This window comes from Acidisoma silvae, from assembly GCF_020618775.1.
In the GTDB taxonomy this organism is placed as follows: Bacteria; Pseudomonadota; Alphaproteobacteria; order Acetobacterales; family Acetobacteraceae; genus Acidisoma; species Acidisoma silvae.
On sequence record NZ_JAESVB010000001.1, the window covers coordinates 927005 to 950913 of the forward strand.

Consider the following 23909-nt stretch of genomic DNA (forward strand, 5'->3'; position numbering starts at 1 on the left):
ATGAGCGCGGCCGACGGTCAAGACCCGGCACCCCAGCCGCACCAGCGGCGCTGGTTTCACCCCCGCCGCTGGTGGTGGAAAATTCCGCTCGATGCCGGGATCATCCTCATCGAATGGGGATTCCTCGTGGTTGCCTTGGCCAGCGCGGGGCTCGCCTGGCGCGCGGCCCAGGGGCCGGTCGATCTGTCTTGGGCGCTGCCGCGCCTGACGCGCATCCTGATGATCGCCGAGCCGCAGGTCGATGCCGGGATCGGACATCTGGCGGTCAGCTGGAATGGCTTCCGGGATGGGCCGGATCAGCCGGTGCGCGTGACCAGCGACGATATCAGCATCGCCGACACGGCGAATGACCGCAGCCTGGCCGTCGATCATCTGGGCGTTGACCTGTCGATGGGCTGGGCCTGGCACGGTGTCTTCGCGCCGCGTGTGGTAACGCTGGACGGATTGCAGATTTCGCTGCGGCGGGCGCCCCCGGCGCAGCAGATCGCCGAGAATACGGAAGAAACGGCGCGCGATCCCAATCTGCGGCAGACCTTGCGCGACATCATCGCCGTGCTGCGCCAGCCGCCGCAAAGCGACAGGCATATGCTGCCCGTCAAGGCCGCCGAATTGTCCGAATTGCGACGGGTGACGCTGACCCATGGCAGCGTCACCCTGCAACCGGCGGCCGGTGCGGAAGGCAAGGCCGGCCTCGCCGGTCGCGCGTTGCAGGTCGCCGCTATCAACGCGACGCTGACGCGTGGTGATGCCGGCGGGCTGACCGGGCAGGTGGCAGCGGTTCTCGCCTCCCGCGCCGGACCCTTGCCGCCGCAGACGGCGGGTGCACGGCCCAGTCTGCAGGTGAATTTCGCCGAGACGGCGCAGGGCGCGGTGACGGTTCAGACCGCCGCTGAATTGAACGACCCTGCCGGCATGATGGCGGCCCTTCAGATGCCGACCGATTTGCCGGCTGTGTCCGTGCCTGTACAGGTCCAGAGCGAAGTGGACGCATCAGACCAGGCGATCATCACCAGCTTTCGTACCGCCGTCACGGCGGGCAGCGGCCAGTTGCGCTTCGGTGGCGGCGATATCCCGATCACGGCGCTCTCCCTGCTGCTGACGGGGGACGAGACTAGCCTCGTCATCGATCCAAGCTCGAAAATCGCGCTGGCGGCGGTCAGCGCCCAGCCGCCGCCGACGATCGCCTTCAGCGGCCAGGGCAAGCGGACCGATCAGAACCTGACGATGACGATCGGCCTGGGGCTGGATCATGTCGCCTCGGGCGATCTGCCGTCCTATTGGCCGCCGGCTTTCGCGAAGGGGGCGCGCAACTGGATCAAGGCCCAGGTCAAGGACGGGTCGGTTCATGACGGGCATTTTCAGTTCGTGCTGACGGGCAAGCCCGATTTCTCGGATATCGGGCTGACCGGCGTTTCCGGCGCGCTGCCGGCGACCGGCCTGACGGTGACATGGCTGCCGCCGCTGCCGCCGATGACCAAGGTCAATGGCGAAATCGCGTTGCAGGGCATGGATGCCGTTCGCATCGGCGTCACCAGTGCGGCCCAGGGCGATCAGGCTGTCACCAATAGCAGCATGGTCATCACCGGCCTGTCGGCGGCGGACCAGATCGGCACGATCAACCTCAATCTGGCGGGGCCGGTGGCCTCGGCCATGTCCATCATCAGCCAGCCGCGCCTGCATCTGCTCAAGGGTCTGCCGGTGCCGCTGACCGTGACCGGTGGGACTTTCCAGGGCAGCCTCACGCTCAGCCTGCCCTTGGACAATAATGTGACGACCGATCAGATCACCATGCGCACGCATGACGTGATCCAGAATCTGGGCCTGGGCGACCTGTTGCTTGGCCGGAATCTGACCGACGGCAATCTCACCATCGACGCCACCATGGCCGGTCTGTCCCTAAACGGTCAGGCGGCCCTGGCCGGTATTCCGGCGACGGTGGCGCTGACCACGGACTTTGACGGCGGGCCGGCCAGCCAGGTCATCGCCAGTCTGAAGGTCGATGCCCAGGCCGATGAGACGCAGTTGGCGGCGGCCCAGATTCCCACAGGCGGAATCCTGAAGGGTAAGGCAGCCTTGAGCCTGCAACTGGCCGCCCAGCGCAGCGGGCGCACCGATATCAACGCCACCGTCACGGTGCCGGAGCAGCGGCTGAGCGTCAGCCAGATTTCCTGGGCGGGCGGGGCCGGCACGGCGACGGCCACCGCGCATGTCGCGTTGCAAGGCAGCCGCATCATCGCGCTCGACAATCTTGCGCTGACCGGCCCCGGTCTGGCGTTGCAGGTGCAGAGCGGCTTTTCAGGCAGCCGGCTTGCCAGCGTCACGGTCGATAAGCTGCAACTCGGCCGCACCGATCTGCACGGACGGTTCGATCTGCCGGCGGCGAAGACCGACCCCTATGTCGTCGATATCGCCGGACCCGTGTTGGATCTCTCGGCCGTCTTCGGCCATGCCCGCAAGGCCGAGCCGAGCGTGAAGCCGGCGAATAGCGCGCTGTCGCAGATATCCTCACCGCAGGAATTCGCGCCGCATCCGCCCTGGCGGGCGACGGTCGCGGTGGACCGCATCCTGTTCGGCACCACGCCGGCCGGTCAGTCGCGCGAATTGGACGCGGTGCGCGGCACGGTGGTCAATAATGGCGTCGTGGTGCGCAGCGCCGATGTGTCGCTGACCGTCGCACCCTCCGGCGCGGCCTCGCATCTCTCGATTGTGCCGATGCCGAACCAGACCCGTCAGGTGCGGCTGACGAGCGGTGATTTCGGCGGCCTGCTGCGGGCCACCAATGCCTATGACGCCGTGACCGGTGGCGTGCTGGACATTTCCGGCACCTATGACGACAGCCAGCCCAGCCATCCGCTGACCGGCACGGCGGAAATGGACAAGTTCTCGCTGGGCGCCGCACCGACCGTCGCCAAGCTTCTGCAAGCAATGACGCTCTATGGCGTCGTTGACCTCATGCACGGTCCGGGCCTGTTCTTCAGCAAAATGGTGGCGCCGTTTCAGCTGGCCAGCCGGCGGCTCGATCTGCATGAGGCGCGGGCCTATAGCGCCTCCCTGGGCCTGACGGCCGATGGCTCCGTCAATCTGCCGGGCAATAATTTCGATATTCAAGGCACGGTCGTGCCGGCCTATTTCTTCAATGCGCTGCTCGGCCATATACCGCTCATCGGCAAGCTGTTCAGCCCGGAGAAGGGGGGCGGCGTCTTCGCGGCGAAATTCCAGATCGTCGGGCCGATCAATGACCCGGCGGTGCATGTCAACGCGCTGTCGATGATCGCGCCGGGATTTCTGCGCGATCTGTTCAATCATCGGCCCCAGGGCCAGACTGCGCCACCCGCGCAGAACCAGGATCAGGCCGCACCCCGGCAATAACGCCCGGCGTTGCCGCCAGGGACACCGCCAGCCATCATGGAGGCCAGTTTGCAGACCGATAAACAAGTGAGTCCCGGCGCGATGCCCGCTTTTCCGAATTTGACGATCATCGATCACCCCCTGGTGCAGCACAAGCTGACGCTGATGCGCCGGCGCGAGAAATCCACCAATGCCTTCCGCCAGTTGCTGAAGGAGACCAGTCTGCTTCTGGGCTATGAGGTGATGCGCGACCTGCCGCTGCAAATGGTGCCGATCGAGACGCCGCTGGAGCCGATGATGGCGCCGCTGCTGGCCGGCAAGAAGCTGTGCTTCGTCTCCGTGCTGCGGGCGGGCGATGGCCTGCTGGACGGTCTGCTCGATCTCGCGCCCTCCGCCCGCGTCGGCCATATCGGCCTCTATCGCGACCCGGTGACGAAGCGGCCGGTGGAATATCTCAATAAACTGCCCGAGGATATTGAGGACCGTCTGGTCATCGCCGTCGATCCGATGCTGGCGACCGGCTATTCGGCCGCCGTGGCGGTGGAACTCATCAAGCGGGCCGGCGCCAGCCAGATCCGCTTCGTCTCTCTGCTCGCCGCACCCGAGGGCGTGCAGGTGATGCTGGATCAGCACCCGGATGTGCCGATCTTCACCGCCGCGCTCGACCGCGAGCTGGACGAACACGCCTATATCCGGCCGGGCCTGGGCGATGCCGGGGATCGTTTATTCGGGACTAAGTGACTCTATTTTGTCCGCAATACGTGACAAAATATGGCATAGCTTGATAAGACGTGATATTGTCACGAAATGACGACAAGACCCCGCTCCCGCAGAGATGGTCCGGGACGTCCGCTGCCTCCGCCAGACCCTGCGGTGCTGCGCCGGGCGCATCGGCTGACATCGGCGGTCGAACTCGGCGCGCTCCTGCGGGCAGAACGGGCGCTGCGCGCACTAACCCAGGCTGAAATGGCTGATCGCCTGGGCATGACACGTCAGATGCTGGTCGGCCTCGAAAATGGCGCCGAGGGTGTGGGCATCGGCACCGTGCTGCGCTTGCTGGCTGATCTGGGCGTGACCGTTCTCGCATTACCCGCCGGTGCCATGGCGGATCTGCCCGAGGCGCTCGGCCTGGACCGGAAAACTGAATGAGCGACGCCGGACCGCCGGACGGCCCAAAACTGGCCGTTTGGATCGACGGCGCAGCCGGCCGCGTCGGTGCCTTGCTGCGCGAGGCCGGCGGCGCTTACGGCGTCGGATTCGTCTATGACGCCGATTATCTGAGATCGGGGCAGGCCTTGCCGCTGTCAGCCGCGCTGCCCTTGACCGGCGAACCGTATAGGGACGCCAAGGTACGGGCCTTTTTCGAGAACCTTCTGCCGGAAGGTGAGAGGCGGCGCGAGGAAGCTTCGGCCGCTCGGCTGGATCTGGCCGATGTGTTCGGACTGCTGGCGCGGTTGGGCCGGGAATGTCCTGGCGCCGTTTCAGTGCTGCCGTGGGACGCGCCACCCGTGAAGGGGCCTGGACGGCTGCCGGCCGATTACGACCCGGTTTCGACGGATCGGCTGGCCGATTTAGTGGCGGAGGCGGCTGCCGGACGGGTGCCTGCCGAGCGACTGCGCTTCAGCCTGGCGGGTGTGCAGCGCAAACTGGCTTTGGCGCGCGATCCCGCGACAGGCGCCTTTCTTCTGCCGCGCAACGGTGCGCCGACGACCTGGATTTTGAAGGTAGAGCCCAGGCAGGGGCCGTTTCCCGGCATCGTCGCCAATGAGGCGCTTTGTCTTGCGGTGGCACGGCGGCTGGGCCTGCCGACAGTTCATGCCGAACGGCATGTGATAGGCGGATTGCCGGTCCTGGCCGTCGCGCGATACGACCGTATTGTGCAGAACGGGCTGGTGACACGCCGCCATCAGGAAGATGCAGCGCAGGTTCTGGGCCTGTCGCCGGATTTGAAATATGAGGAAGAGGCTGAGGCCGCCGGCGTTCCGCCAGCGATGCGCGGCTTCGCCGGTCTTTTCGGTCGCTTCGCGGGGCTTACGCGCGGACCCGTCGACACGCGGACGGTTTTGCTGCGAGCTGCCTATACCAATTGGCTGCTCGGCAATAGCGACGCGCATCTGAAAAATTTCGCGGTCGAGCATGGCCAGGCTGCTTACGGTCGAATGACATTTGGTGGTCATTATGGCTTCGGATTCGATCTGGCACCGCTCTATGATGTCGTGAGCGTCGCGTCCTATCCCAATGTCGACCACCGCATGGCGATGCGCATCGGCCGCACGGATGCCTGGGATGAGGTTGAGGCGGAGGATTGGCTGATGCTGCTCGCGCAGCTTTTCCCTGAGCGGCGGGTCGCGCGCGGCGTGTTGCGGCGCAATTTGAGCGGTTTGCAGGAGATGGCAGCGGCGATTTTGCCGGCGATCGATGCGGTGATTGCGGAAGGGCTCGTAACGCGCGCTGAGGCAAAACCCGTCCGGGATGTCGCAGGGGCAAGAATCAGGCATCTCAATCGCACCCTAGATTGGGCTATACCGGCTGAGACGGATGCGCCGATTGCACGCGGTGGCGGCTGGTCTTTCTCTTGACCTGCCGCGTCGCATGTAAGCGGCAAAAAATTGCACTAAAGTTGTGTGTTAAGGGCTTTGTGACGCTCCGAAGGCCTTGCCATTGCCGGACGGCAGTTCTACGCCGGGCCGAACGTCAAAACCGGAAGGGAAAACCATGTCCGCCATTGCCGACATCGTCGCGCGCCAAATCCTCGACAGCCGCGGAAATCCGACGGTCGAAGTCGACGTTTTCCTGGAAACCGGTGCCATGGGGCGCGCCGCCGTGCCGTCCGGCGCCTCCACCGGCGCGCATGAAGCGGTCGAACTCCGCGACGGCGACAAGTCCAAATTCCTCGGCAAGGGCGTGACCCAGGCGGTCGCTAATGTCGAAGGCGAGATCTTCGAAGCGCTGGGCGGTCTGGAAGCCAGCGAGCAGGTCAAGATCGACAACCTGCTGATCGATCTGGACGGCACGCCGAACAAGAGCCGCCTGGGCGCCAACGCCATGCTGGCGGTCTCGCTCGCCGTCGCCAAGGCCGCCGCCATCGACTACGACCTGCCGCTGTACCGCTACCTGGGTGGCGTCGATGCGCGCACCCTGCCGGTGCCGATGATGAACATCATCAATGGCGGCCAGCATGCCGATAACCCCATCGACATCCAGGAATTCATGGTCATGCCGGTGGGTGCCGCCAGCATCGCGGACGCCGTCCGGATCGGCGCGGAAATCTTCCACACGCTGAAGAAGGCGCTGCACGACGCCGGCCACAACACCAATGTCGGCGACGAAGGCGGTTTCGCGCCCAATATCGGCTCGGCCGACGCGGCACTCGATTTCGTCACCATGGCTTGCGAAAAGGCCGGGTACCGTCCGGGTGAAGACGTCGTCTTCGCGCTCGATGCCGCTGCCACCGAATTCTATGCGGACGGCGTCTACAACATGGAAGGCGAGGGCAAGAAGTTCGACTCCGCCGGCATGGTCGACTACCTGGCCGCTCTCGTCGCCAAATACCCGATTTTCTCCATCGAAGACGGTCTGGCCGAGGATGACTGGGCGGGCTGGAAGCTGCTGACCGAAAAGCTTGGCGGCAAGGTTCAGCTGGTCGGCGACGATCTGTTCGTCACCAATCCGTCCCGCCTCCGCCGTGGCATCGCCGAGAAGACCGGCAATTCCATCCTGGTGAAGGTGAACCAGATCGGCACCCTGACCGAGACGCTGGAAGCGGTCGAGATCGCGCATCGCGCGGGCTTCACCAGCATCATCAGCCATCGCTCGGGTGAGACGGAAGATTCCACGATTGCCGATCTGGCGGTTGCGACCAATGCCGGCCAGATTAAGACCGGGTCTCTGGCGCGTACCGACCGCGTGGCGAAATACAACCAGCTCATCCGCATCGAAAGCGCGCTGGGCTCCTCCGCCCGCTATGCCGGCCGCACCATCCTGAAGGGCTGACGTAAAGAAGGCCGGCGCCGCGAAGCGCCGGCCTATTGATCGGCTTGGAAAAACCCGGACGCTCAAGCGTCCGGGTTTTTTCGTTCAGGCCGAAACGGAGCCCAGAACCGGGCCGGGCTTGCTGCCCAGGCGCGCGCGCTGGTCGAAGAACAGTGCCTGGCTGATGACGGCCTTCACCACCTCATGCTGGAAGGGCTTGGTGATGAGGAAGGACGGCTCCGGACGGTCGCCGGTCAGCAGGCGCTGCGGATAGGCGGTGATGAAGACGACGGGCACTTCCGTGCCGGCCAGGATGTCGCTGACCGCATCCAGGCCGGAACTGCCGTCGGCCAGCTGGATATCCGCCATGATCAGGCCAGGCTTGGTCTGGCGCGCGATCGTCATGGCTTCTGTGCGGGTGCGCGCGACACCGACGACGCGATGGCCGAGGTCTTCGACCAGCGCCTCCAGATCCATCGAAATGATAGCCTCATCCTCGATGATCAGCACATCGGCATGCAGCTGGGCCGCGATTTCCTTCTCGGCTTCGTCGATCAGGCGGCGGACTTCGGCAACCGGCCGGTCCACCAGCTTGGCGATGATGTCGGAGGAGAAGCCTTCCATCGTATGCAGCAGGAAACAGACGCGCGGCAGCGGCGTCAGCTGTTCCACGCTATGGCCTTCGGCCGGCGTTGCATCGGCGAGGACCGGCGCGTGATGGCGGCGATTGGCCGGAACCGACCCCCAGATGGTCAGCAGGACTTTGTACAGCGCGGCATTGAGATCGAGCCCCTTGGCCAGGGCTTCGGGTTCGACGGAAACCGCTTCCAGCGCCGCCGCCGCATAGGTATCGCCCGCCGCCTGGCTGCCGGTGAGCGCACGGGCGAAACGGCGGAGATAGGGAAGATGGGCGGCAATCTGGTTCGTATTATGCATTGGCTTCATCCGTAGAAGAGGCGGCAATCAGGTTCGGTCTCAGCAGGCCTTCGCGCGGGCGGACCGATCAAAGCCCTATCCTTCTCGCGTGTCCCTATCAAGCGGCAAGTGCCAAGAGGCCAAGAAAGAGCAAAGCTTTGGAAAGTGATGCGCAACCGCAGCATCGGCCCTGGCATAACAGGTTTTGATACCGATATCCCGTCTTGCCGAAGTTGGACATGAGCCTGACTTTCAGCGATGACACGCTAATACTTATGGATCAGGCGTCCGACTTTGGATGGAGTTTTCAAGCATATGAGCAGTTCGCGGCATCCGGGGCAGACGACCGCCGATGAACGCGATGGGCTCGTGCGAGAGCTTCACCATCGCGTGAAGAACAACCTGCAAATTATCGTGAGTTTGATGAATGTGCAGAAGCGGATGCTGCCGCCGGACCGGCGGGGCGAAATCCGCTTTCTGGAAGAGCATGTTCAGTCCATGGCCGCCGCCTATCGTGTCGTCTATGGCTCGGGCGAACTCACAAAAGTTTCCATCGATGCGCTGATCCGGGAAGTGGTGGCGGGGATCGTGGAAGTATCCGGCGGCCGCAATCATCATGTGGAGACCGCGCGCTGCGAGGCCCATATGATGATCAATCTCGATCAGGCCATCACGCTCGGCCTTTATCTGGCGGTCGTCCTGCCGCCGATCCTGGACGCGGCCGCGACGGCGGGCGGCACGGTTGCGCTGGAGACCCATGCCAAGCCTGATCATGTCTGCCTGGCCGTCATCGCGCCCGTGGCCATAGACCCGCTTTTCGACGTGCTGCGGGAACGCCTGTTGGATGGTCACCTGAAGCAGTTGGGCGCCGAACGCCTGCTGGGCGTGCCGCCGTCGGAATTGCATATCGATCTGCCGACGAGCTGATCAGCCGCCGACGGCGTCGATCATCGCGCGGGTGATGCGCTGGCCGGATTGCGCGGCCAGGCACCAGTCCTTAGTTTCATCGATTTTCGCCAGGGCATTGCGCAGCGTTACGGCATTGGCGGATGTGACTTTCCCCAATTTGTCCCAGTCCACTGGCCAGGCGACAGGTGCGCCGGCCCGGGCGCGGGGCGAGAAGGGGGCAATCGCGGTTGATCCGCGTTCGTTCCTGAAATGGTCGATGAAGATTTTATCGTGCCGCTTGGCCTTGGCCATGGTCGCGACATAAAGCGCCGGCTTGTCGGCCGCCACCCGGTTCGACAGGTCGCCGGCGAAGGCTTTGATGACAGGCCAATCATGCTCGGGCTTGATCGGCACGATGACATGAATGCCCTTGCCGCCGCTGAGCATGGCGAGACTGTCCAGGCCCAGCGCGCCCAGCACATCGCGCATGAAAAAGGCCGCATCCTTCACGCGCGCAAAGGGCAGTCCCTCGTCAGGATCAAGATCGAAGACAATGCGGTCGGGCTTTTCGATATCGTCGAGACGGCTGCCCCAGATATGAAATTCGATGCCGCCGATCTGCGCGGCGGCGACCAGCGCGCGGGGATCGGTGAAATAAAGATACTCCTCAGACCCATGCGTCGTCTTGACCGCCTTATGCTGCCAGGACGCATCCATGCCGCGACTGGGATGGCGCTGAAAGAAGCCTTCCTTCTCGATCCCGTCCGGGTGGCGCACGAGGCTGACGAGGCGGCCGGCCGCGAAAGGCAGCATGTGGTCCGCAACCTGTGCCAGATAGTCTGCCAGATCGGCTTTCGTGACCCCGCAATCCGGAAACAGCACTTTATCCGGATGAGTCAGGCGCACGCCCAAGGGGCTTTCCGTCGTCGCCGTCTTCGGGGTTTTGGGCTCTTCGCGCACAACCTGCTCCGCTGGCTTGTCTTCCCGCAAACCGACATAATGACCCTGGCGGATAAGATTGTCCCGCGTCCAGCCGTTGAAGGCGATATCGACGACAAGAAGCGGCTTGACCCAGCTTGTGTCTTTCAGAATCTCATCCGGCACGTCGATCCCGGTTGGTTTTGTTGCCTTGATTTTGGCGAAGCGCGCGGAGAGGTCGGCCAATACGTCTTGGGAAAAGCCTGAACCGACGCGCCCCGCATAGCGCAGGCTTTTGCCCTCGCGTACGCCTAGAATAAGCGAAGAAAATGCGCGCGATTTCGTGGAGTGCCGGTAGCCCAGAACAACGAATTCCTGCGCATGGCCGATCTTGATCTTCAGCCAGGATTCCGTGCGGCCGGACCGGTAGGGGCGGTCGGCACGCTTGGCGATGATGCCTTCCAGCTTCTTGTCCCGCGCCATGGCCAGCATGTCGTCGCCATGGCCTTCGACATGATCGCTATAGACCAGAATGCCGTCCTGAGCGGCGGGCGCGAGGATGTCTCTCAGCCGCTGCTTGCGCTCGGTCAGCGGCTTGCCCCGCCAATCCGTCTTGCCGTCCTGCAACAGATCGAAAGCCATATAGGCAAGCGTGCCTTTGCCGGACTGCAAGGCATTCTGCAAAGCGCCGAAGCTGCTGCGCCCGTCGGGGGCCATGACGACGATCTCGCCGTCCATCAGCACGCCGTCGAGGTCGAGCGATTTCACCGCCGCGATGACGGCCGGAAAACGCTCGGTCCAATCCAGGCCGGAGCGCGTATAGGCGCGGACATCGGCGCCGCTTGCCGCAATCTCCGTGCGGTAGCCGTCGAACTTCACTTCAAAGACCCAGCCACCCTCCTGCGGCACGTCATCCACCAGGGTGGCCAGTTGCGGTTCCTCGAAACCAGGACGCTTGCTGGCTTTGGCGGCACGCGCTTTCGCGGGTGTCTGGCCGCCGGTCTTGCCGCTGCGCCAGATGCCGCCGGCGGCGGCAATGCCGTCCAGATCACGGCCGCTGGCGACGCTGTCAGGTTTTTCGCCGATCAGGTCGCGGTCTTCGGTCGCCTCCGCGTCACGCTCCTTGATGAGCAGCCAATTCTCCCGCTTCTCACTGGCCTTGCGCATCAGCACCAGCGCCCAGCGTCCGCGCATCTTCTCGCCATAGAGGTTGAAGGCGATCTTGCCCTTGGCGATTTCCTCATGCGGATCGCCGATCGGCTCCCATTGGCCCTTGTCCCACAGCATGACAGTGCCGGCGCCGTAATTGCCTTTGGGAATGATGCCTTCGAAATCGCCATAGTCCAGCGGATGGTCTTCCGTGCGGACGGCCAGCCGCTTGTCGGCTGGGTTGAGGCTGGGGCCACGGGTGACAGCCCAACTCAGCAGCACGCCGTCCAGCTCCAGCCGGAAATCGTAATGCAGCCGCGTCGCATCATGCTTCTGGACGACGAAGAGGCCGAGGCCCGGTTTGGCGCGGCGCTTGGTTTTGGTGCCTTGCGGCTCGGGCGTTTCCGCGAAGCGGCGCTTGGCATGATAGGCGTCCAGCGAGGCTTTCGGTTTCGCCGGGGCGGCGGCGCGGGCCATCAGCCGGCCCGGCGGCGCGCGGGTTTCGGCTTGGCGGCCGTCTTGGCCCTGGCTTTCGATGCGGGGGCTTTCGGCGCCGGGTCATTGGCCGGGGCAGCCGCCGCCGTCTTTTCGGCCAGGCTGCGCTTCAAGGCGCCGACGAGGTCGATGACATTGCTGGACTGCTTGTCAGGCTCCGCCTCATCCACCGCAATCGGCTTGCCGGTCTTTGCCTTGCTTTCAATCAGGTCGCGCAGGCTTTCGGTATAGTGGTCATGGAAGGTGTCGATATTGAATTTGCCGGATTTGCGCTTGATGAGTTCCTGCGCCAGATCCAGCAATTCCGGATCGGATTTGTCCTCGCCGATATCGGCAAACAATGGCGCCGCCGCACGCACCTCGTCGGCGAAGCGCAAAGTCTCCAGCATCAGCCCATCCCCGCAGGGTTTCAGCGCCGCGATATATTCGTGGCCGCGCATGACGAATTGGCCGAGACCCATTTTGCCGCTGCGGCGCAATGCGTCACGCAAAACGGTATAGCCTTCCGCGGCCAGATCGCCGTCCGGCAGCACGTAATAGGGCTTGTCGAAATAGATCGGGTCAATCTCACAATGATCGACGAATTGCACGAGGTCGATGGTGCGCCGGGCCTCGATCTTCACGGAATCGAGTTCCTCGTCGCTCAGCAGAATGTAATGGCCCTTGGAGATTTCGTAGCCCTTGGCGATGCGCTTGGCATCCACCACGCCCACGCCGGGCGCCACCTTCTCATAGCGGATGCGCTTGCCGGATGTCTGGTCGATCTGATGGAAGGACAGGCGCGCGCCGGTCTTGATGGCCGAGAAAAGCTGCACCTGGACAGTGACAAGCGCCAGACGCAGCGAGCCCGACCAGATCGGCCGACCGGCGGCGGCCGGCGGATCAGAATGGGTCTTTTTCCGCCGAGGGGCGATCCTGGCCATAGCCGCGTGTCCTTGCTCCGCAACCGATAGGAGATGGGACGCGGCCGACCGATCTCAAGGGTTTTCTGGCGTAACCTGGGCTTCGATCGCGGCTTGATCGATGACTATCGCTAGGAATCTGATCTGGGTTTTGCCGGATCGTAGTCCCAGACGAAGGTCACAGTATCAGGTTCCTTCTTCACAACAGGAAGCCCGATATTGGCTGCGCGCCGCAACAGGTCCGGGCTTAGCTCAGAAAAGGAATGGCCTTTGTAATTGCCCTCAAAAAAGGTCGCCTGCCATGCCAAGGATTGTTCCTGCATAATTATTTGAATCGCGGCGATGTTCGGCTCCAGCGCGTCCAGAATAAGTCGGAGATGCGCGGTGCCGTCCCTGAGTCTCTCCCGGCCATCTACAGTAAAGCCGCAATATCCAGTCTTAGCGAAGGATTGGCCCATCGGATCACCTTTCCGTCTGGGTCGTTTGCATGTCAGGGGAATCAGAGCAAGAAGCGAGGTCGGGTCAAGTTTGTCGCCCTTGACGTCGAGAACAATAAAGCTCTCGTAATCCTCGTCTTCACTGCTCATCATTGTGATTGCTTGATTGTGGTACAAGCGGCAACTTGGCCTTAGCGGGCTTCAATATAGCTTAGACTGCCATCCATGGCTGCAATCAGAAACGGGCCGCCTTTCTCACGCAGCGACCATTGATCCGCGTCGATATCTGTTGCGGGCCAGATTTCAAGGATAGCGTCGAGGTCGAAGGCAAGACGAAATCGCCCTACTGCAGAGATCGGCTCGACAGCCAGAAGTTTTTGGCCATCGAGGTCGGACAGGATATCCCTCATCTCGCTTTGCATGGAGGTTTGGCTGCCTGCTGTCTTGTCCTTTGTGCGCAGCGTCCAATGGGCATGTTCGATCCAGAAATGCCATTGCCCCAGAACGCTGATCCGCCGTCGCGACAGATTCCGTCTCACCTTGTCGGAAGCCGATTCCGATGGCGTGACCGGTTCCCTGACGGCTAGATAAGGGTCGCCGAATTCCATCGTGATCATCGTGCCCCAGCCATTGGCCACATTCCAGGCGCAAAGCCCGATGAGCGGCTGAAAGGCGGTGGTGAGATTTGTCTGCGGGTGAGTCGTCATGCTGCCCTACTTATTAAACATGTCACGCGCTTCTTGGAGAATTTCTTTGAACCCCAAATTTTGGCCGCTGATTTCCAGGTGAAGCTGGGTGCGCTCATCTTTGGTAAGGCGCAGCATACTGCAGATTGCGTCGATCTGACGATTTTGCGTTTTGTTATTGCCGGGCGTTCCGTCATCGGCTGTGGGTATGAGCGCACTGTTAGAACCTGTCTTGTCAGTTTTGAGACGTTCACTCGCTTGCTCAGTAAAGCCAATATCTTTGATTTTTTGTCTACGCAGTTTTGATATCGGCACATGATTGAGCTCAGCCCATAACCGAATAAGTGCGCGCGTATCATGCGTATAAAGCGCAATTAGTTGACGTGCGCTGTGATAGGGCGTGGGCGGATTGGTCGATGGTGCCAAGCGCGGTGGCAAGTTCGGTGGCTCACGCGGGAGACGCGGTGCGTGCAGCCGCATCACAGTCTGCAGCGCGGGTAGGCGCTGATCGTCATCCGTTACAAGCACAGTTTCTTGCTCGGGCTGATTGGCAGATGCGGCGGGACGCGACCATGGTTTCGGCCGGAAGGTCGCGCGAAATTTCACCCAGCCGGGATGGGCGGCCAGCCACTCTTGCGGCATCGGCGCGCCGTCCGGCACGAAGACGAAAGGCACGCGGAGATGGGTGAGATGGGAGGGGACGTCGTTCCGCTGGGTTTGCATCGGTGTCGCTCCCAATTGTTATTATAACTAACATTTAAGGAACGAAATTGCAATGAAAATGTGTGAGTGCTATTCGATCGGGTAGACCCGCGGGACAAGCCCGCGGGCGACACTGCCAGGCATCCATGCTACCGGGGATCGAAACCGCCAGTCAGCGACGCAATAAGCCGTCTTCCGCGCACTTGTTGCGCGGACCTACCTACCGCGGTAAGCGAAACAGAAAGCACGGCTAACCGACCTGCACCAGTTCCGGCACTGCCTTCACCGCCTGCAATGCGGCGTCAACGATGCCGAGCGTTTCCTCGGTCAGTGCCGCGTCCATCAGCAGCCCCGGCTTGAACTGCAGGATGCGCGGGTCGAGCGTCGAGAAGATCGCCCAGACTCCGCGCTCATACAGCGCGCGAGAGACGAAGCGCGCTCCGGTTGGGTGATCAAAGCCGAGGCCGATGACGAGACCGTTCTGGCGGATTTCGTTGAGGAAGCTGTGGCGGGTCTGCATCTCCTCCAGCCCTGCGCGCAGCCTTGTCGCCACCCGCGCGCCGTTGGCAACGCTTTCCGGCCTGAGCGTGATCTCCAGCGCCTTCAGCGCCACCACGCAGCCGAGTTCCGCGCCGCCGCCCGTTGACATATGGGCGAAGCCGTCCTCCTCCAGCCAGCGGCCGGCGCGCGGGGAGACGAGGACCACGCCGAGCGGATAAAGTCCGCCGCCGATGCCCTTGCCCGCGACGATGATATCCGGCGTCACGCCATAGCCTTCGATGGCCCAAAGCGTGCCGGTGCGCATCAGCCCGGTCTGCACCTCGTCCGCGATGTAAAGCGCGCCGTAGCGCTCGCACAAAGCCTTCACGCCGGGCAGATAGCCTGTCGCCGGCATGGGAAAGCCATAGGTCGCCGGAATGGTTTCCATGATCACGCAAGCGATGTCCTCGGCCGCCAGGGCCTGCTCCATCGCCTCCAGATCGTTGAACGGCACTTGCACGAATTCATCCGGCCGGTCCGACAGGAAACGTTCCGAGAAGCGGCCGTCGCCGGTACAGACGGCCAGACCCGTATGGCCGTGATAGGCCTTGATGACGGAGACGATCTTCCGGCGTCCCGTCGCATGGCGCGCGGATTTCAGCGCGATATCGATGGCCTCCCCACCGCCCGAGCCGAAGATGGTGCGGCAGCCGGGGAAGGGCGCGGTCGCCGCTAGCGCTTCGGCCAGCGCGGTGCGCGCCAGGCTCGGGAAATGATGGTTGCCCATGTCGAACGTATCCAGCGCGTCCCGCAGCGCCGTCACCAGTTCTGTGTTGCGATGGCCCAGATTATAGGTGCCGCCGTTCAAATGCAGGTCGATCAGCCGCTTGCCGGAGACGTCGAATAGTTCGTAGCCCTGGCGCTTGCCGATGACGAGATCGGTGCCGCTCTCCTGCCAGAATTTCGTTTTGTCCGGGTTCCAGTAGCGGGCCGCTTTCTCCATCACCTCGGCCTTGGAGGCGAAGCCGAGGCCGCCCGAAAAGAAGGTTCCGCTACCCGAAATCTCGTCCATATTCCGCCGGTCCCGCATTGACGTCATGATCCCGCTGCCCGGATGATGGGCCGCCATGACCTATAATGACCAATTCCTGGCGAGCTTGCATATCGCGCTCGGCCAAAAGCTACACGAATGGGCTTTCTCGCCTGCGGCGACGCTGTCTCTGCTCAATATTTCCGAAAACGCGACCTATCTGGCGGAGGAGGGGACGCGGCGGCTGGTGCTGCGCGTGCATCGCCCGGCCTATCACCGGCCGCAGGAAATCATGGGCGAACTCGCCTGGATTGCGGCTCTGCGCGCCGATGGCGTGGTCGATACGCCGGCGCCGGTGGCGGGCGTGGATGGCCAGTTGCTGCATCGCCTGGACCATGACGGAACCGAGCGTGCGGTCACTGCCTTCGCCTTCGTACCCGGCCGGTCGCCGGAACCGCATGAGGATCTGGGTGACTGGTTCCAGGACCTGGGCAGGGTCACGGCGCGGCTGCATACCCATGCGCGAACCTGGCAAAAGCCGGCCGATTTCAACCGCAAAAGCTGGACGGTGGACAGCATTCTGGGCCGCGACGGCTATTGGGGGGACTGGCGGGCGGGGCTCGGGCTTGATGCGGCGGGGCTGCGCCTGCTGGCCCAGGCGCAATACGCGATTTCCTTCAAGCTCGCCCAGTACGGCATGGGGGAGGACCGTTTCGGCCTTATTCATGGTGACCTGCGGCTCGCCAATCTTCTGGTCGAAGGCGACCGGCTGCGGGTGATCGATTTCGATGACTGTGGCTTCGGCTGGTTCATGTATGACTTCGCCGCCGCCGTCAGCTTTTTCGAGCATGAGCCGGTGGTGCCGCAGCTCGCGGAGCGCTGGGTGGAAGGGTATCGGCGCGTGGCGCCGTTATCGGCCGAGGATATCGCCATCCTGCCGGCCCTTGTGTTGATGCGGCGGATGCTGCTGGTGGCCTGGGTCGCCAGCCACGCGGAAACGCCGACCGCGCAGGAAATGGGCGCGGCCTATACCGAGGGCGCGCTGGCGCTCGCGGACCGGTTTCTGTCGTCACCATAGGAAGCAGGCATGTTCACATCACTCGCCGACCGGGTCGCGGTCGTTACCGGCGCCAGCAAGGGCATCGGCCGGGGCATCGCCAAGCGCTTTGCGGAAGCCGGCTGCCGCGTCGTCGTGGTGGCGCGGGATCGCCATGCGGCGACCCTGGTGGCCGAGGATATTGCCGTCACGGGTGGCCGGGCGGTGGCGATTGCCGCCGATATCGCGACCGAGGCCGGGGCGCATGCCATCGCGGCGGCGGCGCAGGATCATTTCGGCGGCATCGATATCCTCTGTGCCAATGCCGGCATCTTCCCCTCGGCCAAGCTGGAGGACATGACGGCGGCCGATTTCGACGAGGTCATGGGCATCAACCTGCGCGGCACTTTCCTCTCCGTCAAAGCCTGTATGCCGGCCTTGGCGAAAACCGGGCGCGGGCGGATTGTGGTGACATCCTCCATCACCGGGCCCATCACGGGCTTTCCCGGCTGGTCCCATTACGGCGCCAGCAAGGCGGGGCAATTGGGCTTCATCCGCACCGCCGCCATCGAACTGGCGGCCAAGGGCATCACCATCAATGCCGTGCTGCCGGGCAATATCGCGACCGAAGGGCTGATCGCCATGGGCCAGGATTATATGCAGTCGATGGCCGCCTCCATTCCGCTGAAACGGCTGGGCTCGGTCGAGGATATCGCCAATGCGGCCTTGTTCTTCGCGACCGAGGAGGCCGGCTATATCACCGGCCAGACGCTGGTCATCGACGGCGGGCAGGTTCTGCCCGAAAGCCTGGGCGCGCTCGATTGAACCTCAGCGACCGCATCCGCGCCGATATCGAAACGCGCATTCTCTCGGGCGAATGGAAGCCCGGCCACCCGATCCCGGCCGAACATGCGCTGATGGCCGAATATGGCTGCGCGCGCATGACGGTGAACAAGGCGATAGCCGCCATGGCCGCCGCCGGGCTGGTGACGCGCCGCAGGCGGGCCGGCACGGTGGTGGCGGCCCCTGCGGCCGAACGCGCGGTAATGGAAATCGCCGATATCGCCGAGGAATCGGATCGGCTGGGCCTCTCCTATCGCTTCACGATCCTGTCGCGGGCGGTGGAGGCCGGGGCGGATGGGCCTATGCTCTCCATCACCACGCTGCATGAGCGGGGTGGCGAACCGCTGGCGCTGGAGGAGCGGCGCATTTCCCTGGTCGCCGTGCCGGAAGCGGCGGCCGAAAGCTTTGCCGAGGCGCCACCCGGTACCTGGCTGTTGCAGCATGTCGCCTGGACCGAGGCCGAGCATGTCATCGGCGCGTTGGGGGCCGACCCGGCGCTGGCTCGGCGGCTGGATATCGCGACCGGCGCTCCCTGCCTGACGCTGGATCGGCGCACCTGGCAGGGCGGTGAACTGGTGACGGAGGTGCGGCTGACCTATCCGGCCTCGCGCCATCGCTTCACCAGCCGTTTCGCCCAGCGCGGGGAAGGGGCGCCCGGCTAGGGGCGCCCGGCTAGGGGATGATGAGCGGTGTGCCTCAAGGAAAAAATTATATGTATAGACATATACGATGATCGCTCTTAGAGGTTGATGCGCTTTACCGTTCAGATCGTCACCCTCGGGCTTGACCCGAGGGTCTATGTCCGGGCGTCGCGACGCTGCGCGCTGGATGCGCGGGTCAAGCCCGCGCATGACGAAAAGAGGGTATCGGTCGGCTCAACTTATTCTTCTTCAGCTGCGCTAGGGGTAACCGAATGACATTGGTTTTAAAGCCTGGATCGGTGCCGCTGTCCGATTGGCGCCGCATCTATCGCAACGGCACGCTGGGTCTGTCGCTTGACCCGGCCTCGGCCGGCCCAATTGCCGCCAGTGCGGCGGCGGTGCAGAAAATTCTCGCCAAGGGCGAGCCGATCTACGGCATCAATACCGGCTTCGGTAAGCTGGCCAGCATCCGCATCGACGATGCCGATCTCGAAAAGCTCCAGCGCAATATCGTGCTGTCCCATGCCGCCGGCGTGGGCGACCCGATGCCGGCCTCGGTCGCGCGGCTGATGATGGCGCTGAAGCTTGCCAGCCTCGCGCAGGGTGCCTCCGGCATCCGCCCGGAAACGGCCGCTTTGCTGGAAGCCATGCTGGCGCAGGATCTGGTGCCGGTGGTGCCGGGCCAGGGCTCGGTCGGCGCCTCCGGCGACCTCGCGCCGCTGTCGCATATGACGGCGACCATGATCGGCGTCGGCGAGATTTTCTATCGCGGTGAGCGGATGGAGGCTGTAGCGGCCTTGGCGAAAGCCGGTCTGGCGCCGATTACGCTCGGCCCCAAGGAAGGTCTGGCGCTGCTCAACGGCACGCAGTTTTCCACGGCCTACGCGCTGGCCGGGCTGTTCGAGGCCGAGCTGCTGCTGCAATCCGCGCTGGTGACCGGCGCGCTCTCGACCGACGCCGCCAAGGGGTCCGACACGCCTTTCGATCCGCGCATCCATGTGCTGCGCCGCCATCAGGGCCAGATTGACGTAGCAAGCGCCTTGCGCGGCCTGATGGACGGCAGCGTCATCCGCGCCTCCCATGTCGAAGGTGATGAGCGTGTACAGGATCCGTATTGCCTGCGCTGCCAGCCGCAGGTGATGGGCGCGGCGCTGGAGGTGCTGCGCCAGGCGGCAACGACCTTGGGCAACGAAGCCAATGGCGTCTCCGACAATCCGCTGGTCTTCGCGGAACAGGGCGAGGTGCTGTCGGGTGGCAATTTCCACGCCGAGCCGGTGGCTTTCGCCGCCGATATGATCGCGCTGACGCTGTGCGAAATCGGCTCCATCGCCGAGCGGCGTCTGGCCATGCTGATTGATCCGGCTTTGTCCGGCCTGCCTGCCTTCCTGACGCCCAAGCCCGGCCTCAATTCGGGCTTCATGATCCCGCAGGTCACCGCCGCCGCGCTGGTCTCCGAGAACAAGCAGATGGCGCATCCCGCCAGCGTGGACAGCATTCCGACTTCGGCCAATCAGGAAGATCATGTCTCCATGGCTGCCCACGGTGCGCGCCGCCTGATGGGCATGGCCGCCAATCTGGGCCATGTGCTGGGCATCGAATTGCTGGCCGCCGCCCAGGGCTGTGACTTCCATGCGCCGATGATGTCCAGCGCGCCTTTGGAGGCCGTGCGCAAGCTGCTGCGCGGCAGCGTGCCGATGCTGGACGAAGACCGCCACTTCTCCCCCGATATGGAGGCAGCCACCGCGCTGATCCGCTCGGGTTCCGTTATCAACGCTGCCGGTTACACGCTTCCTTCGCTGGAGATCGCCGCATGACCCGCCTCGACAATTCCCGCAAAATCGCCGCCCCGCACGGCACGGAACTTTCCGCCAAGTCCTGGCTGACGGAAGCGCCGCTGCGTATGCTGATGAACAATCTGGACGCGGCTGTCGCCGAACGCCCGGAGGAACTGGTCGTCTATGGCGGCATCGGCCGCGCCGCGCGCGACTGGGAGAGTTTTGACCGAATCGTGGCCGCCCTGCGCGATCTGGAAGAGAACCAGACTCTGCTGGTGCAGTCCGGCAAGCCGGTCGGCGTCTTCCAGACGCATAAGGACGCGCCGCGCGTTCTGATTGCCAATTCAAATCTCGTGCCGCATTGGGCGAACTGGGATCATTTCCACGAGCTCGACCGCAAGGGCCTGATGATGTACGGCCAGATGACGGCCGGATCCTGGATCTATATCGGAACTCAGGGCATCGTTCAGGGCACGTATGAGACTTTCGTCGAAGTCGCCCGCCAGCATTATAACGGTGACGCCAAAGGCCGCTGGATTCTGACTGGCGGCCTGGGTGGCATGGGCGGCGCGCAACCGCTGGCCGCCGTCATGGCAGGCTTCTCCTGCCTCGCCGTCGAATGCCAGGCGAGCCGCATCGATATGCGCCTGCGCACCCGCTATCTGGATGTGCAGGCCAAGACCCTGGACGAGGCGCTGGAAATTCTCGACCGCGCCAAGGCTGACGGCAAGCCGGTCTCGGTCGGCCTGCTCGGCAATGCGGCAGAAGTTTTCGCGGAACTCGTCAAGCGCGGCGTCAAGCCCGATGCGGTGACGGACCAGACCTCGGCGCATGATCCGCTCAACGGCTATCTGCCCATCGGCTGGACGGTGGCGGAATGGGAAGACAAGCGCGAGCGTGACCCGCAATCCGTCATCCGCGCGTCTCGCGCCAGCATGGCAGTCCACGTGCGCGCCATGCTGGATTTCTGGAAGATGGGCATTCCCGTTCTCGACTACGGCAACAATATCCGTCAGGTCGCGAAGGATGAAGGTGTGGCCGACGCTTTCGACTTCCCCGGTTTCGTGCCGGCCTATATCCGCCCGCTCTTCTGCCGCGGCATCGGCCCCTTCCGCTGGGCCGCGCTGTCCGGCGACCCGGAAGATATCTACAAGACCGACCAGAAGGTGAAGGAGCTGCTGCCGGACAACGCGCATCTCCATAACTGGCTGGACATGGCGCGCGAGCGCATCGCCTTCCAGGGCCTGCCGGCGCGCATCTGCTGGGTCGGCCTCGGCGACCGTCATCGCCTGGGCCTCGCCTTTAACGAAATGGTGGCGAAGGGCGAGCTGAAGGCGCCGGTCGTCATCGGGCGTGACCATCTCGATTCCGGCTCGGTCGCGAGCCCGAACCGCGAGACGGAAGCCATGAAGGACGGCAGCGATGCCGTCTCCGACTGGCCTTTGCTCAACGCACTGCTCAACACCGCCTCAGGCGCCACCTGGGTGTCGCTGCATCACGGTGGCGGCGTCGGCATGGGCTTTTCGCAGCATTCCGGCATGGTCATCGTCGCCGACGGCACGGAAGACGCGGCCCGCCGGCTGGAGCGCGTGCTGTGGAATGACCCGGCAACGGGCGTCATGCGCCATGCCGACGCGGGTTATGACATCGCGATCGACTGCGCGAAGGAGAAGGGCCTCAACCTGCCGGGTATTTTGGGCTGAGACGCTCTCTCGACAGTCAGATTGTCATTAAAACAACGTCACCCCCGTGCTTGTCACGGGGGTCTTCTTCGCTGTTGCCAAAGCAAGAAGATCCCGGCTCAAGGCCGGGATGACGCGTTGACTTTATGACGTTCCACGAAATGTCAGGACGGCGGCGCGGTGAGCAGAGCCAGCAGCGCGCGCACTTCCGGCCTTGGCCGTCCCGCGCCAGTGGTGAAGGCGCAATAAGGGTGGCCGAGCCTGAGGGTGGTGGAGGAGAGGGCGATCAACCGCCCGTCCTCCAGATCCGCCCAGGCGAGCGCCCTTTGCCCCAGGGCCACGCCAAGCCCCAGACGGGCCGATGATAAGGCAAGGCTGGACAGGCCGACACGGCGGCCGAGCGACGCATCCGGCCGCCGCGCGCTGCCGGCTTTGGCGAACCAATCCGCCCAGGTCGGGTGAGAGGCGAAGCTCGGTCCCCAATTGGTGTGGATCAGCATGCTGTCCTGAATATCCTCGATCCCGAACGCGTCCCGCCGATGCTGGTGCCAGAAGGCAGGGGCGCAGACCGGCAAAACTTCGTCTTGAATCAGCGGAATCGCCGTCATCGCCGGGTAGTGGTAGTCGCCGTAGCTGATGCGCAGGTCGATGGTCTGGCGCAGCAGGTCGACGGGATCGTCCTCTACCCGCACATCCATTGCCAGATGCGGAAAGTCGAGCACCAGCCTGGCTAGTTTCGGTGCCAGCCAGAACTCCGCGAGCGAGAAGGGCACGCTGACGACAAGACGCGTACGCTGCTCGCCTTCCAGCAGGCGCGTCGTCATGGCCGCCAGATCGCGCAGCGCGCGCGTTGTTTCCGGATAGATCGCGCGCCCCGCATCCGTCAGCGTCACCCGATTGCCGGTGCGGGCGAAAAGCTGTTTGCCGAAGAAGGCTTCCAGATTGCGGATCTGCTGGCTGACGGCGGCCGGAGAGACGCCCAGTTCGACGGCGGCGAGCGCGAAGCTGCCTTCGCGGGCGGCGACCTCAAAAGCCTTGATCGCATTCAGGGGCGGCAGGCGCTGCATCATCGGTCACCTTTAGAATTTCTAATCATAGGCGCATAATTTGCCCGGTTGAACCCTTGTTCCTTTTGCGGCTCCATGACCGCGACGAATGGAGGGCATGATGCGCGATTATTTAGATCTCGACCGCTATCCCCTGGATCGGGAGGGCAGCGCCGGATGGGCTGAGCTCTGCGCCACCGCCACGGCCGCGCTTGAGGCTGAAGGCATGTTCGATCTAGAAAATCTATTGCTGCCGGGCGTGGCGGAAACCATCGCGGCAGAGATCGCGCCCATCGCCCGGACGCAGTCCTTCGAGCATCGCCGCCGGCATAATATCTATTTCAGGCCCAATGTGCCTGAACTCCCCGCCGATCATCCGGCGTTGCGGGAGGTCGAGACCGTCGGCCATACCGTCTGCGCCGACCAGATCCCCCACAGCATTGTCATGGCAATTTACAACTACCCGCCGCTGCTGCGCTTCCTGGCCGCGACCATGGGCAAATCCGCTCTGCATACAATGCGCGACCCGCTGGCCCGCGTGAATGTCATGACCTATCGCGATGGTGAAGCTCTGAACTGGCATTTCGACCGTTCGGAGTTCACGGTGACATTGCTGTTACAGGCGCCGTCCGGTGGTGGCGATTTCCACTACCGCTCCAATCTCCGCACAGAGACGGACCCGAATTACGAGGGCGTCGCCAGGCTGTTGAACGGCGAAGACCCAGAGCTGCGGTCGAAGCAATTGGTTCCTGGCACGCTGAATGTGTTTCGTGGCAAGAACACGCCGCATCGCGTGACGCCGGTGGAAGGCGCGCGCGATCGGATGATTGCCGTCTTCTCCTATTACGAAAAGCCGGACGTCATGTTCAGCGACGAAGAGCGGATCGGCTTTTACGGCCGCGCTGCCTGACAATACCACTTCTGTCGACCTGACCACGCCTTTCCCCTGTGACAAGGATACCCC

General features: G+C 63.6%; 20 protein-coding genes. 12 read left to right on the forward strand and 8 right to left on the reverse strand.

What is annotated here, in order from left to right; genetic code table 11:
- The 5 genes from ASILVAE211_RS04405 to eno all read left to right on the forward strand — a co-directional run bounded on the left by ASILVAE211_RS04405 (position 1) and on the right by eno (position 7341).
- Complete coding sequence (locus tag ASILVAE211_RS04405; protein WP_227320050.1) at positions 1 to 3369, forward strand: DUF3971 domain-containing protein; 3369 nt, start codon at positions 1 to 3, stop codon at positions 3367 to 3369.
- Positions 3370 to 3450: 81 nt separating this feature from the next.
- The gene (upp, locus tag ASILVAE211_RS04410) at positions 3451 to 4089 is read left to right on the forward strand and encodes a uracil phosphoribosyltransferase (protein ID WP_227320051.1); all 639 of its coding nucleotides are present in this window, start codon (positions 3451 to 3453) and stop codon (positions 4087 to 4089) included.
- Positions 4090 to 4155: 66 nt separating this feature from the next.
- The gene (locus ASILVAE211_RS04415) at positions 4156 to 4497 is read left to right on the forward strand and encodes a helix-turn-helix domain-containing protein (RefSeq protein WP_227320052.1); all 342 of its coding nucleotides are present in this window, start codon (positions 4156 to 4158) and stop codon (positions 4495 to 4497) included.
- Entirely contained in the window at positions 4494 to 5927 is a 1434-nt protein-coding gene (locus ASILVAE211_RS04420) for a HipA domain-containing protein (protein WP_227320053.1), read from the forward strand. Before ASILVAE211_RS04415 ends, ASILVAE211_RS04420 begins: the two co-directional genes overlap by 4 nt.
- Positions 5928 to 6063: 136 nt before the next feature.
- Positions 6064 to 7341 carry a phosphopyruvate hydratase gene (gene eno, locus ASILVAE211_RS04425; RefSeq protein ID WP_227320054.1) on the forward strand — a complete coding sequence of 426 codons (1278 nt, stop codon included), beginning with the start codon at positions 6064 to 6066 and terminating at the stop codon, positions 7339 to 7341.
- A gap of 84 nt (positions 7342 to 7425) precedes the next feature.
- Here eno and ASILVAE211_RS04430 read toward each other — a convergent pair whose 3' ends face one another.
- Complete coding sequence (locus ASILVAE211_RS04430; protein ID WP_227320055.1) at positions 7426 to 8256, reverse strand: response regulator; 831 nt, start codon at positions 8254 to 8256, stop codon at positions 7426 to 7428.
- Between the two features lie 294 nt (positions 8257 to 8550).
- On the opposite strand from ASILVAE211_RS04430, the gene ASILVAE211_RS04435 reads away from it, so the two are divergent.
- The gene (locus ASILVAE211_RS04435; protein ID WP_227320056.1) at positions 8551 to 9162 is read left to right on the forward strand and encodes a histidine kinase dimerization/phosphoacceptor domain -containing protein; all 612 of its coding nucleotides are present in this window, start codon (positions 8551 to 8553) and stop codon (positions 9160 to 9162) included.
- On the opposite strand, the gene ligD is transcribed toward ASILVAE211_RS04435, so the two are convergent.
- The 6 genes from ligD to ASILVAE211_RS04465 all read right to left on the reverse strand — a co-directional run bounded on the left by ligD (position 9163) and on the right by ASILVAE211_RS04465 (position 15964).
- A complete protein-coding gene (ligD, locus tag ASILVAE211_RS04440; protein ID WP_227320057.1) occupies positions 9163 to 11667 on the reverse strand; it encodes a DNA ligase D in 2505 nt (834 codons plus the stop codon).
- Entirely contained in the window at positions 11667 to 12608 is a 942-nt protein-coding gene (gene ku, locus ASILVAE211_RS04445; protein WP_227320058.1) for a non-homologous end joining protein Ku, read from the reverse strand. Before ku ends, ligD begins: the two co-directional genes overlap by 1 nt.
- Positions 12609 to 12718: 110 nt before the next feature.
- Positions 12719 to 13174: a DUF4279 domain-containing protein gene (locus tag ASILVAE211_RS04450; protein ID WP_227320059.1), complete on the reverse strand. Its 456-nt coding sequence runs from the start codon at positions 13172 to 13174 to the stop codon at positions 12719 to 12721.
- Positions 13175 to 13215: 41 nt separating this feature from the next.
- Positions 13216 to 13641 (reverse strand): hypothetical protein, encoded by a 426-nt coding sequence (locus ASILVAE211_RS04455; RefSeq protein ID WP_227320060.1) that lies wholly within the window; start codon positions 13639 to 13641, stop codon positions 13216 to 13218.
- Between the two features lie 96 nt (positions 13642 to 13737).
- Complete coding sequence (locus tag ASILVAE211_RS04460; protein WP_227320061.1) at positions 13738 to 14433, reverse strand: hypothetical protein; 696 nt, start codon at positions 14431 to 14433, stop codon at positions 13738 to 13740.
- A gap of 229 nt (positions 14434 to 14662) precedes the next feature.
- On the reverse strand, positions 14663 to 15964 hold the full coding sequence (locus tag ASILVAE211_RS04465) for a class-III pyridoxal-phosphate-dependent aminotransferase (RefSeq protein WP_227320062.1): 1302 nt from the start codon (positions 15962 to 15964) through the stop codon (positions 14663 to 14665).
- 55 nt (positions 15965 to 16019) lie between these two features.
- On the opposite strand from ASILVAE211_RS04465, the gene ASILVAE211_RS04470 reads away from it, so the two are divergent.
- From ASILVAE211_RS04470 to hutU, 5 genes are all read left to right on the forward strand, one after another.
- The gene (locus tag ASILVAE211_RS04470; protein ID WP_227320063.1) at positions 16020 to 17000 is read left to right on the forward strand and encodes a phosphotransferase enzyme family protein; all 981 of its coding nucleotides are present in this window, start codon (positions 16020 to 16022) and stop codon (positions 16998 to 17000) included.
- Between the two features lie 9 nt (positions 17001 to 17009).
- Positions 17010 to 17783 (forward strand): 3-oxoacyl-ACP reductase FabG, encoded by a 774-nt coding sequence (gene fabG / locus ASILVAE211_RS04475; RefSeq protein WP_227320064.1) that lies wholly within the window; start codon positions 17010 to 17012, stop codon positions 17781 to 17783.
- Complete coding sequence (locus ASILVAE211_RS04480; RefSeq protein WP_227320065.1) at positions 17780 to 18463, forward strand: UTRA domain-containing protein; 684 nt, start codon at positions 17780 to 17782, stop codon at positions 18461 to 18463. The genes fabG and ASILVAE211_RS04480 overlap by 4 nt, the downstream gene beginning before the upstream one ends.
- A 251-nt stretch (positions 18464 to 18714) precedes the next feature.
- Positions 18715 to 20256 carry a histidine ammonia-lyase gene (hutH, locus tag ASILVAE211_RS04485; RefSeq protein ID WP_456304482.1) on the forward strand — a complete coding sequence of 514 codons (1542 nt, stop codon included), beginning with the start codon at positions 18715 to 18717 and terminating at the stop codon, positions 20254 to 20256.
- Positions 20253 to 21920, forward strand: a complete 1668-nt coding sequence (gene hutU, locus ASILVAE211_RS04490; RefSeq protein ID WP_227320066.1) for a urocanate hydratase — start codon at positions 20253 to 20255, stop codon at positions 21918 to 21920. Before hutH ends, hutU begins: the two co-directional genes overlap by 4 nt.
- 143 nt (positions 21921 to 22063) lie before the next feature.
- On the opposite strand, the gene ASILVAE211_RS04495 is transcribed toward hutU, so the two are convergent.
- Entirely contained in the window at positions 22064 to 22969 is a 906-nt protein-coding gene (locus ASILVAE211_RS04495) for a LysR substrate-binding domain-containing protein (RefSeq protein ID WP_227320067.1), read from the reverse strand.
- Positions 22970 to 23066: 97 nt separating this feature from the next.
- Here ASILVAE211_RS04495 and ASILVAE211_RS04500 point away from each other — a divergent pair, with 97 nt between their 5' ends.
- Positions 23067 to 23855, forward strand: a complete 789-nt coding sequence (locus ASILVAE211_RS04500) for a HalD/BesD family halogenase (RefSeq protein WP_227320068.1) — start codon at positions 23067 to 23069, stop codon at positions 23853 to 23855.
- Positions 23856 to 23909 lie beyond the last annotated feature (54 nt).

What these genes read in the sequence shown, in the direction of transcription:
- upp (WP_227320051.1), top strand. Translation starts at nt 3,451, where the DNA reads ATGCCCGCTTTTCCGAATTTGACGATCATCGATCACCCCCTGGTGCAG.
- hutH (WP_456304482.1), top strand. Translation starts at nt 18,715, where the DNA reads ATGACATTGGTTTTAAAGCCTGGATCGGTGCCGCTGTCCGATTGGCGC.
- fabG (WP_227320064.1), top strand. Translation starts at nt 17,010, where the DNA reads ATGTTCACATCACTCGCCGACCGGGTCGCGGTCGTTACCGGCGCCAGC.
- ASILVAE211_RS04495 (WP_227320067.1), bottom strand. Translation starts at nt 22,969, where the DNA reads ATGATGCAGCGCCTGCCGCCCCTGAATGCGATCAAGGCTTTTGAGGTC.
- ASILVAE211_RS04500 (WP_227320068.1), top strand. Translation starts at nt 23,067, where the DNA reads ATGCGCGATTATTTAGATCTCGACCGCTATCCCCTGGATCGGGAGGGC.
- ASILVAE211_RS04450 (WP_227320059.1), bottom strand. Translation starts at nt 13,174, where the DNA reads ATGAGCAGTGAAGACGAGGATTACGAGAGCTTTATTGTTCTCGACGTC.
- ASILVAE211_RS04455 (WP_227320060.1), bottom strand. Translation starts at nt 13,641, where the DNA reads ATGATCACGATGGAATTCGGCGACCCTTATCTAGCCGTCAGGGAACCG.
- eno (WP_227320054.1), top strand. Translation starts at nt 6,064, where the DNA reads ATGTCCGCCATTGCCGACATCGTCGCGCGCCAAATCCTCGACAGCCGC.
- ASILVAE211_RS04405 (WP_227320050.1), top strand. Translation starts at nt 1, where the DNA reads ATGAGCGCGGCCGACGGTCAAGACCCGGCACCCCAGCCGCACCAGCGG.
- ligD (WP_227320057.1), bottom strand. Translation starts at nt 11,667, where the DNA reads ATGGCCCGCGCCGCCGCCCCGGCGAAACCGAAAGCCTCGCTGGACGCC.
- ASILVAE211_RS04430 (WP_227320055.1), bottom strand. Translation starts at nt 8,256, where the DNA reads ATGCATAATACGAACCAGATTGCCGCCCATCTTCCCTATCTCCGCCGT.
- ASILVAE211_RS04435 (WP_227320056.1), top strand. Translation starts at nt 8,551, where the DNA reads ATGAGCAGTTCGCGGCATCCGGGGCAGACGACCGCCGATGAACGCGAT.
- ASILVAE211_RS04415 (WP_227320052.1), top strand. Translation starts at nt 4,156, where the DNA reads ATGACGACAAGACCCCGCTCCCGCAGAGATGGTCCGGGACGTCCGCTG.
- hutU (WP_227320066.1), top strand. Translation starts at nt 20,253, where the DNA reads ATGACCCGCCTCGACAATTCCCGCAAAATCGCCGCCCCGCACGGCACG.
- ASILVAE211_RS04465 (WP_227320062.1), bottom strand. Translation starts at nt 15,964, where the DNA reads ATGGACGAGATTTCGGGTAGCGGAACCTTCTTTTCGGGCGGCCTCGGC.
- ASILVAE211_RS04420 (WP_227320053.1), top strand. Translation starts at nt 4,494, where the DNA reads ATGAGCGACGCCGGACCGCCGGACGGCCCAAAACTGGCCGTTTGGATC.
- ASILVAE211_RS04460 (WP_227320061.1), bottom strand. Translation starts at nt 14,433, where the DNA reads ATGCAAACCCAGCGGAACGACGTCCCCTCCCATCTCACCCATCTCCGC.
- ASILVAE211_RS04470 (WP_227320063.1), top strand. Translation starts at nt 16,020, where the DNA reads ATGACCTATAATGACCAATTCCTGGCGAGCTTGCATATCGCGCTCGGC.
- ku (WP_227320058.1), bottom strand. Translation starts at nt 12,608, where the DNA reads ATGGCCAGGATCGCCCCTCGGCGGAAAAAGACCCATTCTGATCCGCCG.